13 protein-coding genes are annotated in these 13,917 nt (G+C 40.6%); 8 read left to right on the forward strand and 5 right to left on the reverse strand.

The features are described from left to right. Positions 1-174: 174 nt before the first annotated feature. The gene (locus RSJ42_RS05435) at positions 175-2,379 is read left to right on the forward strand and encodes a PGF-pre-PGF domain-containing protein (RefSeq protein ID WP_410509656.1); all 2,205 of its coding nucleotides are present in this window, start codon (positions 175-177) and stop codon (positions 2,377-2,379) included. A 217-nt stretch (positions 2,380-2,596) separates the two neighbouring features. Here RSJ42_RS05435 and RSJ42_RS05440 read toward each other — a convergent pair whose 3' ends face one another. After that, positions 2,597-3,229 carry a spore photoproduct lyase family protein gene (locus RSJ42_RS05440; protein ID WP_410509657.1) on the reverse strand — a complete coding sequence of 211 codons (633 nt, stop codon included), beginning with the start codon at positions 3,227-3,229 and terminating at the stop codon, positions 2,597-2,599. Positions 3,230-3,390: 161 nt separating this feature from the next. Between RSJ42_RS05440 and tnpA the strand changes: the two genes are divergently transcribed. After that, entirely contained in the window at positions 3,391-3,831 is a 441-nt protein-coding gene (tnpA, locus tag RSJ42_RS05445) for an IS200/IS605 family transposase (protein WP_048106147.1), read from the forward strand. Next, on the forward strand, positions 3,794-5,047 hold the full coding sequence (locus RSJ42_RS05450; protein ID WP_410507638.1) for an RNA-guided endonuclease InsQ/TnpB family protein: 1,254 nt from the start codon (positions 3,794-3,796) through the stop codon (positions 5,045-5,047). The genes tnpA and RSJ42_RS05450 overlap by 38 nt, the downstream gene beginning before the upstream one ends. Positions 5,048-5,075: 28 nt before the next feature. On the opposite strand, the gene RSJ42_RS05455 is transcribed toward RSJ42_RS05450, so the two are convergent. Next, positions 5,076-5,549: a spore photoproduct lyase family protein gene (locus RSJ42_RS05455; RefSeq protein ID WP_410509658.1), complete on the reverse strand. Its 474-nt coding sequence runs from the start codon at positions 5,547-5,549 to the stop codon at positions 5,076-5,078. 333 nt (positions 5,550-5,882) lie between these two features. Here RSJ42_RS05455 and RSJ42_RS05460 point away from each other — a divergent pair, with 333 nt between their 5' ends. The 3 genes from RSJ42_RS05460 (at position 5,883) to RSJ42_RS05470 (ending at position 8,902) form a co-directional block, all read left to right on the forward strand. Beyond that, a complete protein-coding gene (locus tag RSJ42_RS05460) occupies positions 5,883-7,106 on the forward strand; it encodes a hypothetical protein (RefSeq protein WP_410509659.1) in 1,224 nt (407 codons plus the stop codon). Between the two features lie 66 nt (positions 7,107-7,172). Then, positions 7,173-7,772 (forward strand): thiamine-phosphate synthase family protein, encoded by a 600-nt coding sequence (locus RSJ42_RS05465; RefSeq protein ID WP_410509660.1) that lies wholly within the window; start codon positions 7,173-7,175, stop codon positions 7,770-7,772. 578 nt (positions 7,773-8,350) lie between these two features. Further along, a complete protein-coding gene (locus RSJ42_RS05470; protein WP_410509661.1) occupies positions 8,351-8,902 on the forward strand; it encodes a hypothetical protein in 552 nt (183 codons plus the stop codon). A gap of 57 nt (positions 8,903-8,959) precedes the next feature. Here RSJ42_RS05470 and RSJ42_RS05475 read toward each other — a convergent pair whose 3' ends face one another. Together RSJ42_RS05475 and RSJ42_RS05480 are read right to left on the reverse strand one after the other, a co-directional pair. Then, positions 8,960-9,319: a hypothetical protein gene (locus RSJ42_RS05475; protein ID WP_410509662.1), complete on the reverse strand. Its 360-nt coding sequence runs from the start codon at positions 9,317-9,319 to the stop codon at positions 8,960-8,962. A gap of 339 nt (positions 9,320-9,658) precedes the next feature. Then, complete coding sequence (locus tag RSJ42_RS05480) at positions 9,659-10,156, reverse strand: Holliday junction resolvase-like protein (RefSeq protein WP_410509663.1); 498 nt, start codon at positions 10,154-10,156, stop codon at positions 9,659-9,661. Positions 10,157-10,501: 345 nt separating this feature from the next. On the opposite strand from RSJ42_RS05480, the gene RSJ42_RS05485 reads away from it, so the two are divergent. Together RSJ42_RS05485 and RSJ42_RS05490 are read left to right on the forward strand one after the other, a co-directional pair. Continuing rightward, a complete protein-coding gene (locus RSJ42_RS05485) occupies positions 10,502-11,569 on the forward strand; it encodes a hypothetical protein (RefSeq protein ID WP_410509664.1) in 1,068 nt (355 codons plus the stop codon). Next, entirely contained in the window at positions 11,570-12,517 is a 948-nt protein-coding gene (locus RSJ42_RS05490; RefSeq protein ID WP_410509665.1) for a mechanosensitive ion channel family protein, read from the forward strand. Between the two features lie 128 nt (positions 12,518-12,645). Here the strand turns inward: RSJ42_RS05490 and RSJ42_RS05495 are convergent, their stop codons facing one another. Further along, positions 12,646-13,527, reverse strand: coding sequence for a mechanosensitive ion channel family protein (locus tag RSJ42_RS05495; protein ID WP_410509666.1), 882 nt, complete (start codon positions 13,525-13,527; stop codon positions 12,646-12,648). Between the last annotated feature and the right edge of the window lie 390 nt (positions 13,528-13,917).

The raw sequence follows: 13,917 nt of genomic DNA on the forward strand, positions 1-13,917 counted from the left end.
AATTTCAACATTAATAATTCTATTTTAATAATTTTATCCTGAATATGATTATATATTGACTGGTTATTTGTTATTCTAACATATATGATTATATTTATCTATAGCTGACAGTGCAAACTGTAAAATAAAATCACACATGCCTTGATCCCTTCAATCAAATTGGGAGGGCTGAATATGATAAATAAAGCTCGAACAACGCTTTTAGCATTTTTAATTATTATCGCATCAGCGATACTTGTATCGGCTGGAACAGAGATTCGGATCACGCAGAATGAGCGGTTAACATCTGGATTATCATATTACGGAAACTATGTTTATTGGATTGAGTCTGCCGGAAATGGCGTACATGCTTATGATCTGACTGCAGGAAAACGAACAGACATTGATGGGCATTTTGCATACAACCAGATTGCTTCATATGGCGATAAGGTCGTATGGGCTGGTGACGGCGGTGAAGCTGTTTATATGTACGACATTTCTACAGGTAGTGAAACCAAGATAACACCTTACGGGTCTTTCCCTGACATTTACGAAAATTACGTCGTATATACAAACTATTACGACCGCTATCACGAAAATGACAGTATTTACCTGTACGACATCAATACCGGCAGAGAGACTAAAATAGCCAGCGTTTACAGCTCTCCTGCAATATACGATAAGACGGTTGTATGGTCTCAAGCCAATAGTAGCAGTGGCTATGATATCTGCAAATATGATATAACTGCTAACCGGACAGGAATATTGACAACTCTGAACAGCTCGATACCAGAAACCGAACTCGATATCTATGGAGATACCGTAGTATGGACAGAATCACACGACCTGTTCATGTATAACACAATTTCCCGGAAAAAAACCCAGATAACTGATAGCGGAACTGCATATGAGCCTGCAATCTACGGCAACCGGATAGCATACGAATATGGCTCAGGGGAGAATAGAGGCATTTATATTTATGATATATCTGCTTCCCGAATAACCCGCATACCTGATAGTAACCGCGCACACGGCCCATCTGTTTATGGCAATAATGTCATATACATAGACTCCAGCAGTCCTGAAACCGACCCGGATGTAAGAGATATTTATCTGTATGATCTTTCAAATGCACCAGTATTAGATAACATTGTTGCAAATTTCACAAGCAACATTACTTCGGGAACTGCACCTTTGATTATTGCCTTTACTGATGCAAGTACAGGAACACCAGAATCATGGCAGTGGAACTTTGGAGATGGAGTTACTTCAAACGAAAAGGACCCTGTTCACACTTACTTATCAGCAGGAAACTATACCGTTAACCTTACAGTAAGCAATTCACACGGTTCAGGCTCGAAGTTAGCTACAATAATCGTTTCTGAAAATGTTACACCAGTAATTTTTATGGCGAACTTCAGCAGCATTGTGACCGATGAGAATGATCCTCTTACTGTCCAGTTTACTGACCTCTCTCAAAACGCAACATTATGGAACTGGGATTTCGGAGACGGAGCTACTTCAACCCTGCAAAACCCTTCACATACCTATGAATCGCCAGGAAATTATGTTGTTAGCCTGACTTCAAGCAGTGAAAATGTAACCGCGTCCAGAAGTGCTACAATAACTGTACTGGAGAGCAGTTCCAGCGTTTACAGCAAATCAGGCGGGGGAAGCAGCCACAGTAGCAGTAATGGCGGCAGTGGCGGTGCAGGCGGTTCTCCCGAGCCAGCAAAAAATATTGCAGCCAGAGAAATCTCTCAGGTATTTATTGCAAAAGGAAACCCGGTTGAGTTTGATTTCCCAATGAATGCCACAGCTATCGTTAACATAAGCTTTGACCCGGAGAAAACCGCTGGAAAGACGACAACTATTGTTAAGATGCTCAGAAACAAATCCAGCCTTACTCCTGATGCACCGGAAGATGAGGTCTATAACTACCTTAACATCTGGGTCGGAAACGGTGGATATGGAAACGATGAAAACAACCTTGAAAACGCATCCATTTGCTTCAGGGTTGAAAAGTCCTGGACAGAGGATCAAAATATAAACCGGAATTCAATAATCCTCAACAGGTACAGTGATAAAAAATGGAATGAACTTCCAACCACCTTGCTCGGGGAAGATGGCAAATACCTGTATTTCACTGCAAAAACTCCGGGATTCGCTTCATTTGCAATAACAGGTAAGATAGAAATAACTGGAACTGAAACACAGTCAGCCGCAGATGATACACAGAATGAATCTATCAATGGGAATATGGCAACAGATGTTGATCAATTACCTGAGCAGAATCAAAACCCGAACACTTCTGACAAAGAAAGTACGGAAATGCCAGGTTTTGAGATAGTTTCCGGTATTATCTGCATAATTGGTATGTTCCTGTTCAAAAGAAAATAAAACCATATAATGCTGGATGACCAAAAGTTTTAGCCCATATAATAATCACCATATGGTACTGCAGAGGAAGTTGAAAGAAAATAGACAGGACAGTGCACATAATGGCAGGGATATGTCAGAAGAATGACTTTTGACATACCCATCTTTTCTCTTTTTTGAAGTATTTCTTTTGGAAGTGCTTTTTGAAAGTTTTTTTGAAAGTGTTTTTTTGGAAGTATTAGGTGAAATACTCAATTCTCGCACCCGGAAATTTCTCATTGATCAGGGAGGTTAGATACTTTTTTAGTTCTGCCGCGTCCTCTTTTGGGTAGACATACTTATACCTGCCGAATTTTCCCCACTTCAGGGTGCGTTTGCTCTCGTCCATATCCAGGCTCGTATGGGGAAAACGCTCGAGTATAAATTTTTTCGCAACTGGAGTGAAACGGTGCTGGATAAGCTCGAAGGTAACAGGTTCAGCAGATTTAACCGCATCAATTCTATTCCTTAGCTCATCAAACAGTTCAAGATACTCTTCCTTCCATTCGTCGTAGATCATTATTGGAGCCACTATAAAACCGATGGGATAGCCTGCGTCAGCGAGCTTTGAAGCTGCTTCGATCCTTTCGTCAAAGCTGGCGGTATTATGTTCGAAATTCTTTATGACATATCTGGAGTTGATGCTTACGCGGAAGCGTGTGTGACCGTTATGCTTTAAACCAAGCAAAGGCTCCACGTTATTGAATTTTGTTACGACACGCAGCCTTGCATTGTCCAGCCCTCCAAAAAATTCGATCGTCCTTGAAAGGCTTCCGGTAATGTGTTCGATGGAAAGAGGGTCTCCTGCACTTGCCACCTCAAAGGTAGTCAACCGATTGTCGTTCCGGGATATATGCTTTTTAACTTTAAGGCGGGAAGTCCCCTTCCTCGGAGGGCGTAGCCCGACAGGTGGGGGATGAAAGCCGTCAACTTCTACAAAACAACAGTAGCATAATTATTTATACTTATAGTTACATCAATATAGTGATAACTATGCAGTATAAACTAGATCGTGGAAGCCATTCTGTATATTCACTCCATTATCATTTCGTTCAGTGTGTGAAATATAGAAGAAAAGCTCTAACGAACCCTTTAGTTGTCGATTTTCTTAAAACTAAAATTCATAACATAAGTGAAACATACGATGTTGAAGTACTGAATATCGAGTGTGACAAAGATCACTTCCACTTATTATTTTCAGCAAAACCTTCGCTTGATATTCCAAAATACATCAACACAATCAAAACTATAACTTCAAGGGAGATTCGTAAAAACTTCCCTGAAGTAAAGACTATGTTATGGGAAGATACGTTTTGGTCAAGATCGTATTTTATCGCATCGACAGGGCAAGTAACCCTAGACGTACTTAAAAAATATGTGGAGAATCAAGGCAAATATGCATCTGACGAAGAAGATCAAGATAAATCCGACTGAAGAACAGGTAGATGTTCTTTGGCAACTATCTGAACAGTGTAGATGCCTCTATAATTTCGCTTTAGCTGAAAGAAAAGATGCGTGGAAAACTGAACAGAGAAGTGTAAAGTATGTAGAACAACAGAATCAGCTTCCAGTACTAAAAGTAAAATTCCCTGAATACAATATAGTGTATTCCAAAGTATTGCAATCGGTTCTTAAAAAGCTCGATGCTAATTATAAATCGTTCTTTTCGCTCTGGAAAAACGGGGATAAATCTGCAAGACCCCCCAAGTTTCGAAGTGGAAAATACTTTATGACTTTGGTTTATAATCAGAGTGGATTCAAAATCAATAATGGAAAGCTCAGTTTCTCTCATAAGGCAAACGAAATTCCATTGTCTTTCGAAATTGGAAATGCTTTTGATTTGCTGACAATCAAGCAGATTGAAATCTATAATGATAATCCATACAAAGGTAGGGGTAATTTCTATGTATCAATTACATATGAAGAAAATCCAATAAAAGAGTATGTTGATAACGATTTGTATCAAGCGATAGACTTAGGTATTATAAAAATAGTTACAGCAGTAAATACTCAAGGTAAATTCTTTGAAGTAAAAACACCCAGAGCAGATCAATATTGGAATACAAAGATAGATTCAATTAAATCCAGAAGAGATCATTGTAAAAAAGGAAGCAAGAGATGGAATAGACTACACAAAACATACAGAAAAATGGAAGCAAAGAAGTCTAATCAGATTAAAGATTTCCAGCATAAACTTTCTAAAACAATGATCGAGAACACCAGAGCCAATACAATAATCGTGGGAGATCTTAACGTAAAAAGTATGGCTCAGTCAAAGAAAGTAACTGGAAAAAGAAAACGTTCTCAGAACAGATCAACACAAAATCAAGGATATCTTTCCAGATTCATCGAATTCTTGACCTACAAAGCGGAGCTTGCAGGTAAAAAAGTAATAAGAATTGATGAAAGCTATACATCCAAAGAGTGTTGTATCTGTGGAACACGACATAACATGCCACTTTGGGAAAGAACTATGAAATGTGATTGTGGAAACGTAATTGATCGTGATAGAAATAGTGCTATCAATATAATGAAGCGTTTCTTATCACAAAATGCTTTGTGGACAAGCTATCAGAAGTTTTCTGATAATCTTCGACAAACAGGATTACAGATGGATACCTGCATCACTGCAAATATCCAAATGACATAATCACTCGAAGGAAGCTCCGTCCTCGCCATCAGGCAGGGCGGGGCAGTTCACTGGAATCAAATATTTCCTCCAGGTTTACATAAGTCCTGAGATAGGGCTTGCTGCTCTGAGTGGTATACAGGTAGCAGTATTCGCAGCTTGCCGGGCAGCCTGTGACCAGAGAGAACTCAAAATCGGCTGACGGCTTGCATACGTCAAATCTCAGGCTTTTTTTAACCGTAACGACAAGGGTTTTCTTGCCGCTTGCGTATCTCTGTCCTTCTGTGGTGCCGGGAATAATGGAGGATACTTTTTGAATGGGCGCTTTTATGATTTCAGCGGACGTGCCTTTAAAATAGTCATATATTTTCTGTCCAAGGGGATAGTCCAGAGATCCGGGCTCAAAAATTACCCTGTCCGGAGAAAACAGTTTCACCGTCCACACCTGCCCTGTGTCATAGCCTGTGTACATTCCCTGGAAATTTGTTCGATAGCATTTATCTTCTTCATCAATCTCCCTCATTAATAATCTACTTCATTTATCTCCTGCATTTATCTCCTGTATTTATCCCAGAATTGCAAACTTAAGGCCACAGCAAAATTACTGGAAATGCTGGATTCGCTCTGCAGACACGCCCGGTAAATACATCAACCGAATCAGAACATCAACCGAATATCATGGAAACCCATCTCCATTCTTCTCTATTGGCTTTCGCAGATAACACTGTTAACTTTTCGAGATATTTTCGATTTATAGATCATACGCCTGCAATTATAAATATAATCTCCTATTTATAAAGATCATAGAATTACTGATATACACAATGAGATAGAAGAAGAATGGGGATGGGAATAGATGAAAGGTAAGAAGAATTCAGGCCTGACATTCCTGAGTTCAGCAATCCTGATTTGCGTATCAATTATCGGCTCATCAGCAGCACAGCCTTCTGACGAACAAAATGCCTTTAACAATGACTCAGCGGAAGAGAATGGATTTCCATATCCGCGCGGTACAGTTCCTCCGTACGGGATGATGGGATGGGAAACCGGCACCCAATTTTTAACGGATAATGCCACGCTTGTTCACCTTGGGTGGAGTACTTACATAACTCCGGAACAGTTTGCTAATAACGTAAATAGAGGCAAAGAGCTGGGGATCTCCAGGTATCTGGTAGCTACCGGCGGCCCGCAGATGGAGTCTGAAAGCTTCTGGGAAGAAGTCAGGGATACGGGTGTTACTGACAGTGATTTCTATGGAGTGTATTTTCCTGACGAGGAAGATGACCCTTCAACGCTTATCAGCATGTACACAGGCATGAAAAACTACTTCCCCAATGCTGTTGCAGGCGATTACCTGGGTGACATGCAAACCGGGCCTGATGACGAAGAGTTTATTCCGGGACTGGATGTCTGTTATTTCACCACCTATACTAAATTCCATCCTGAACGCCCTCATGCCTGGGTATATGGTAACCTTATTGCCAATGCACCTGACTGGAAAAATGCGGGAAAAACCGTATATGTAACAACAGAAGCATTTGGTCAGGCTATAGAGGTAAATGATCTGGATCCGGATTTGAGCACCTCGCAAAAAGTGGCTGACCGTCACGAAAGCCAGATTGTCATGGGAATACTGGGTGGGGCACAGGGAGTATTCTCATATGCTTATAAGTATGCGGAAGATACCCCGTCCTACACCGGGTGGGTCAATTTTAAGCCAAAATATGAACAGGTCTGGCCCTGGATTATGAATGACAACAGGACGCTTCTGGAAACGGACATAACAGGCGGCAGGACAAATATAACTTCGGATCCTGGTGGGACAATCGATGCAGTTACTGCTTACCTGTTTACTGACGCAGAGGGGAGAGAATTGGTTGCATCATCAAGCATGCTTGATTTTACTGAAGCGAATGACACGGCAAATAATGCAACAATTACCGGTGTGCCAGACGGGACTTATGATGTTTTATGGGAGAACAGAACCGTATCCGTTACTGAAGGAATTATCAAAGATACCTGGGAACCTTATGAGTATCATTTTTACCAGCTAAGGACGAATGATACCGATACCGGATAAATTCTTCAATTGTTTATGGTTTTGCCCGGTTTACGCGGGATGAATTTGGTATAGAAGGGGGTAATTATGGATCTTAACGAGAAAATAGACATGACAGGGCGTCTGTATCTTGCTCTTGAACAGCTTGAAAGCTGTGAAGAGTTCTCAGCACTGATCCCTGAGGTCAGGACAAATTTCGTTTACGCATCAGAAGAATCAGCTGATCCCGGGGATGTTCTTGCAGTTGACGGAAGGATTACTGTAGTCGATAAACTTCCAAAAGCTGCCGGGAAAATAAAGTTCGGAGTTTCAGGATATATGGCAAACCTGATTCTGGAAATCAGAAAGCACGACCCGGAAATAAGGTCTGCTATAGATTTTGCAAATTCTCCTCAAATTGCCGATTTCCTGAAAGAATACTGCAAGGAAAAAAGTTGGACATTCTCAGGGATAGACAGGCGTTCCGAGCCAGAAAATATAAAAGACCCGGACGAAGTATCTGCAACATGGGAAGTCGCAGAAGCTATTCAGGCTGCCGGAGGTGAGGTCCCTAGGATTTTCTCCGAGACAGGAGCTATGGGAAAAGAACCGGTAAGCATTCTCGTAGGCAAGGACCCGCTTGAGATAGCATATCATGTCTGCGAGATCTCAAAGAAATTCAATAAATCAGGGCAGCTCTCCAGATAAAAAAACACGAACTTTAATTGGTGCTGGAAAAGAAATGTCCTGGCGAAGGTTAAAACAGGATTGATAAAACAGATTCGTACTGTGGGAAAGGAATCGATATTTCCTTTCCGTTATTTCCAGGAGCCTGAAAATTGCACATATCCATATCAATTCCCAGAAAAAATTTTGAGGCAAATCTTATTTATGATAAACCGGACCTTACTCGCTTCTTAACAAAATGTTTCCAATGCTTCCATGGCCATTTTTCCTCTTTTTTCTTCTCTATTTACTGCTCTTTTTTACCTCTCTTTTTACCTCTCTATTTGTCTCTTTTTTGCCTCATTTTTCTCCTCTCTTTTTACCTCTCTATTTGTCTCTTTTTTGCCTCATTTTTCTCCTCTCTTTTTTACCTCTCTTTTTTCTTCAGATCCCTGATAGTTCTTGCCTCTGATGCGATTTTTGTTCACTAAAAAAATGTTTTACTATTATTATGAATTGGATACTGACAAGATACATAGCCTAGAAAGTACATTATTTTTAAACAATCACTATGGGTTGGAAAACAGTTATACGGTGTAAAGCTGTTTGGGGTAGTGGATTTGGGGCTTATAATAAGTGAGATACTCTGGATTATATATACTGTTATTACTATGGCAACTATATTATTCTGTGGAAATGCTGACCCTGATATGGTTCATCCGGAAAACAGCGGATTTTATTATGTGGGGGCAACCGGAGAGCCGATTGAACTTATAAACAATCCAAACTCGACTGATCCTACCTATCAGGAGATGCTCACATTCCTGAGATCTGATAAGACTGATGAAATCGAATACGATCCGGATAGTTTCATGTGTGGGGATTTCGCTGAGCAGGTTCACAACAATGCCGAGGCGGCTGGCATAAAGGCAGCATGGGTCAGCATAGATTTTAAAGGTTATTTGGCCGGACATGCATGTAATGCTTTCAATACCACAGACAGGGGCCTGGTTTTTGTGGACTGCACAGGGATTTACCCTTATGAACCCGGAAACCGTGACTGTATCGTGGATATGAAAATCGGGAAAACATATCAGCCGCGAGAATTGTTTACTTCCGGAAAGGAGTATGACCACCTTGGAGTGGTTAAAAGTTTTGAGATTTTCTGGTAGCTCACTCCTGTACAGCCATAAAAGAAAATTTACATGACTCAGACCTTATATGCGTCTTTACTGGCACCTCCTTGGATTTTCTGCTTCCTTCTTAAGGACCTGAATCCAGTCAGGAGACCGTACTCCGGGATATTCATACCCTAAAAGAAATACTTCGCTAAATTCTTCCCCCTTGGAAGTTACGGACCCGGTCACTTCGTATGTTGGGAAAGGAACCTGAAGGATTCCCTTTACAGTTTCGCCTTCCTCGAGTTTCGTAAGTCTGGTGAGATTATCCGTAAAAAGAGCTTCCTGAGTATTACTTGCGGTCACTACGGGTATTGTGCGGATAGAGTGGTATATGCACGATTCGATTACAGCGAACCCAAGTACCAGTTCTTTCCATATTACAGGTTTGTTTTCGGCTTTTTCTGGCAAGGTTTACCCCCCATAAATAAAAGTTTAAATTCCGATAGGTTTTATTTTTCAATGGATTTAGATTAATTTATACAGGGTAATATGACCGTAATTGATAAGTCCTTTTCTTTCCGGTATATAATCATCAGTAATTTTTCATAATCATCAGTAATTCTTTATAAGCATCAATAATTCTGTTCTGATACGAAAATTAGCTTTAACTCTTAAGAAATAAGTAAAAGATGTTAATTGACGACCTGGTCAGGAGATTCAGGGGTAATAAATAGGAATAAAGAAAGAGAACCTGGAACAGGTCCCAGAAACGATGCGGAAGTTGTTGAAATTATGAAATTTTGGGGTTTACTCCCTGTTATGGATAATTTCATAGCTTACTTTTCCTCTATTGATGCATTCCCTGACAAGCTTTTCTCTCTGCGAAAGGGCGCCATTCTTTCCGGACTTTACCTCAACAAAAACCACCTTATTCATTTCTCCTTCAGAAAGTCCGTCAAAAATAATAAAATCTACAGGAGTCCCGAGAAACCTTGCATCTTTAGGGTTGTATTCAAAGTCAGGGAAATAGGGGATAAGATGTTCCGTAACCTTGCCGCGGATAACAGCTTCGCTTTTCTTTACTGCGTCCTGCCTGATTTTTTTCTCCTCATCAAGTTTCCAGGTCCTGAAGAGAGTATCGGCTTTTTCGGAGACCTGGCGCTCCATCTCTCTTGCCTGCCATTCTTCATACATATCTCTTGCACGGGACTCAACCCTGCCTTTCAGTTTAATGTATTTAATGAGCAGGTAAACTATAAGCAGGGCAAGGAAAAGGATAAGTGTAGAAATCATCCAGTCTTCCACAGTTGTTTCTCCATAAGGGTTGGTTTTTCATACAGCAGAGTAAAGTATAGATTCTAAAGAGCAAATAGGTCTTAAAGGGCAAATCTCGAGAATAGATCTCAAAGAATAAATCTCGAGAATAAATCCAGACTCTATAAATGGCTATAAATATTTAAAAGCTTCAGCAGTATCCTGTCACTGTAAAAGAATGTCTTAAAAAAGTTCCAGCAGCATCTATTATTATCAGAGAAAACTTGAAAATGCCTGTGCTCACTCTTTTATTCTTTTCCTGAAAAATAGCTCAATTCTGGGGAGATTGGCAGTATCTATTAAGTACAATACACAGAATGTAGGATAGGGGATATAATGGGAACTCAGAACATTGAGCCCGAAGACAGAAATACTGGTGAGGTTCTCGGACTCAGGGACGAGATCGGAAAAATTCAGGAGGCAATTGCTGACTTTGAGGTCGGAAAAAGACTGAACGTAGCCATTATAGCTGGACTCCTCGGGGGGAAGACTACACTGGTTAATGAAATTGAAAGACTGAACATAAACAGGGCAACAAAAATAGTTTTCTCGGGGATCGTAAGGGATAAAAAAGAGATTTTTCTTCCCGAGGATATAGAAAGAGTAATACTTTTTGATAACTGCCACTTTCTTTACACAAGAAAGCCGGGCGGTTTTGATATACTCTACGAGTTTCTTGATATGATTAGCTCTAGGAAAAGGATATTTGTCACTACCTGGAACATGTACTCATGGAACTATTTAAACCAGACATTCGGGCTCGGGAAGTACTTTCCAGTACAGGTTATAGTCCCTTCTTTTGAAAGAGAAAATCTCAAAATCCTTACTCTCAAAAGATACAAAAAAAATGAAATTATATTTGATACAGATAAAGAATTTGAAGAGAAATCTCCCCTGTATGTGGCAGAGTATCCTCTTGAAATAGCTTCACTGGGCAGGACATTTGGCATTCCTGTTTTAAAGATAAATATCCCTTATCTTAAGAATCGTTTTCTAAATAAGAAAAAAGAACGGAAAGAAGAACAGGAAAAAGAAGCTGTCGAGTACCAGGTATTTGAGAAGATTTTTCTGGAATCAAAAGGTAACCCTGGGATTGCAATGAGAATCTGGGAGCTTGGGCTTGATTACCCTTACATGAAGCCTGAAAATATAGGTAGCTTTTCTTATGATATAGAACTCGAGGACGAGGAAGCTTACGTTCTGAACCTTATTCTTTCATACCAGGGCCTGAATAAAACAGAAATTGCTGACATTATAGGCTCTATGTTAAGAACGAATGAGGCTATCTTCCGGCTTTTTAACCAGGAACTGATCTTTGAGCGTGAAGACGGGTCCTTCCGTGTCAGACCCGAAGCCCTGCGCAGTGTCATTGCATATCTGGAAAAATTAAGGCTGGTGTGGTAAATGGTAAATGGAGAGGACGCTGTAGAATCAGGCCGACAACAACTTCTTGAGACCATAAGATCGATAGAGATGCAAACTCTCATCGACATGGTCCTGATTTTATTGGTCGCATACATCCTTGGCAGGATAGTCACCAGTGTACTCTCAAAAATATCAGAGAAAATGAGCCGCAGTGGAAGCGTAAAAGTAAAGATGATCATCCCTGCTATAAAATTTGGGATTTACATCCTGGCTTTTTTTTATATCCTCAGGGAAATACTCACAATATTCGGACCTGAACTGTTTCTTCTGACAGGGCTTGTAGGTGCAGCTATCGGTTTTGGAGTAAAGGACCTTTTTGCAGATTTTGTTGGGGGAGTTGTGGTTACATTTGAAAGGCCATACCAGGTGGGAGATAAAATCACCATTGGTAACTATTATGGCGAGGTAACCGATATAGGGCTGAGGGCAACAAAACTCGTCACACCGGATGATGATACTGTTTCCGTCCCTAACAGCCTGATTTTTAGCGAGTCGATTGCCAGCGGAAATTACGGGGCTTCGGAAATGATGGTTGTGATAGACTTGTATATCGCATCCGAATCAGATATAAACGCTGCAATAAAGATTTTGAGGGAAACAGTTGTAAGTTCGAGGTATGTCTATATCTCCAGAAGTAGCCCTATTACCCTGCTGCACAAGTCTCTCCCGTTCTATACCAGATTGAGAGCCAGAGCATACGTAAACGACCTGAGAGACGAATTCGAGTTTGAATCCGATGTGCATACAAGAGCCTGGATAGAATTTAAGAAAAACGGCATCAGAGCTCCACAACTGCATGTCCTGAGCATTCCTCCGGTAGAAGAAGGGGAATCAAGTGATTCCTCCCGGAGAAATGTCCGGTTGAACCGGAGAAACAGGAAAGATTCCGAGTTTGATATAAACCCCGGGAGAGATTCAGATCTGTAAGGTAATTGTAAAACCGGGTAATTATAGAACTATTGTCCCTCTTAAAGATAGCGTTCCTCTTAAAGATAGCATCATTCTTAAAGATAGCACAGCCCATGCATATCCAGAATGGCGCATCCCTTGCCTATTCATCCCTCGCCCTGAGGTTTTATAAGGTCGATACCTACAGCTGTCCCTACCATTATATCATCTTCCTTTTCGAGAGCTTCGAGAATGCTTGAGATTAGAAGATGGCTCACTGCCCGCCTTTTCCTGGGTTCCACCACATATCTTAGCCGCATTTCGATCCAGTTCTCTTCCAATCTCATAAAGAGTTTTGTCTGTACCTCATAGGTTGTAGTAAAGTATTTTTCTCCCATGAGAAGGAGTTCGGTCCGCGCCAGGTTTTCAAACTCTCCAACAATCGGGGCTGCTGCTTTGAGGGCAATCCCTTCAGCTTTTTTCCAGTTGCTGCCATAGATTAAAAGAATCCTGATCTCATCCCAGATAAAAGAATAATCCCTGGTATAGTTTTTTATCGTCTGGTTCAGAACAAAGCTGTTAGGGATATGGAGAATCCTGCCAGTGTACTGGTCTGCATCCACCCATTCCCTTATCTCCATAATTGCGGTGCTGAAACTCCCTATATCCAGCACATCGCCGGTATTTTCCCCCACCTGGATCCTGTCTCCGGCTTTAAAGGGGCGGGATACAATTATAAGAATCCCTCCGGCTATGTTCCTTAAAAGGTCCTGAAGCGCAATCGCAACTCCGGCACTCAGAATCCCGTAGGCAATGAGCAGAGTGCTTGTCCTCTCGATCCAGATTGCAAAAAGGGAGGCAAAAGCAAGAACTGTAATGAGAATAGATGCTGTTTTTCTCAAAGTATATCTTTCTCTGGCAGTCGAAACCCTTCTGAGAATAAGATTTCCAGCTAGGAAATTTACCACATAGGCCAGGAAAAGTACAATTAGAGAGACAAGAAGAGCATCGAGCAGAGACCTATCCTCAAAAATATAAAAGTCAGTCAAATATCGAATATATGCAATAAAAAGTATCAGGACCAGCAGAATAAGAAAGTTCAATCGCTGGAGAATTCTCATACAATTAAATATGACGTTTTTTATATATCAATGTGGCAGCTTTTCCAAGATTTATTCAGGTCCGGAATCCAGCCTGAGTTCAAAAACCGTTTCGCATTCTGGATATTGTCTGGATATGGTAAAATTATCATAAACTTTAATAAATTTTCATAAATTCATCTTTTCATCAGTTGCAGTGAGTTATATTATTTTTATGCAGCTATAATTTTGATTAACTCGGTTCACAAATTTGCATAAGTTGTAAGTTTGCAATATAATCTATAAAAAATAGTCATACTTTAATCTGACAGGGAAATGGTTCTAATATTATTCACCAAC

This window comes from Methanosarcina hadiensis, from assembly GCF_046529725.1.
GTDB classification, from domain to species: domain Archaea; phylum Halobacteriota; class Methanosarcinia; order Methanosarcinales; family Methanosarcinaceae; genus Methanosarcina; species Methanosarcina hadiensis.

Bases quoted from the DNA above. Each gene is read 5' to 3' on its own strand.
- RSJ42_RS05435 (WP_410509656.1), top strand. From the start codon at position 175: ATGATAAATAAAGCTCGAACAACGCTTTTAGCATTTTTAATTATTATC.
- tnpA (WP_048106147.1), top strand. From the start codon at position 3,391: ATGCAGTATAAACTAGATCGTGGAAGCCATTCTGTATATTCACTCCAT.
- RSJ42_RS05450 (WP_410507638.1), top strand. From the start codon at position 3,794: ATGCATCTGACGAAGAAGATCAAGATAAATCCGACTGAAGAACAGGTA.
- RSJ42_RS05455 (WP_410509658.1), bottom strand. From the start codon at position 5,549: ATGAGGGAGATTGATGAAGAAGATAAATGCTATCGAACAAATTTCCAG.
- RSJ42_RS05460 (WP_410509659.1), top strand. From the start codon at position 5,883: ATGAAAGGTAAGAAGAATTCAGGCCTGACATTCCTGAGTTCAGCAATC.
- RSJ42_RS05465 (WP_410509660.1), top strand. From the start codon at position 7,173: ATGGATCTTAACGAGAAAATAGACATGACAGGGCGTCTGTATCTTGCT.
- RSJ42_RS05485 (WP_410509664.1), top strand. From the start codon at position 10,502: ATGGGAACTCAGAACATTGAGCCCGAAGACAGAAATACTGGTGAGGTT.
- RSJ42_RS05490 (WP_410509665.1), top strand. From the start codon at position 11,570: ATGGTAAATGGAGAGGACGCTGTAGAATCAGGCCGACAACAACTTCTT.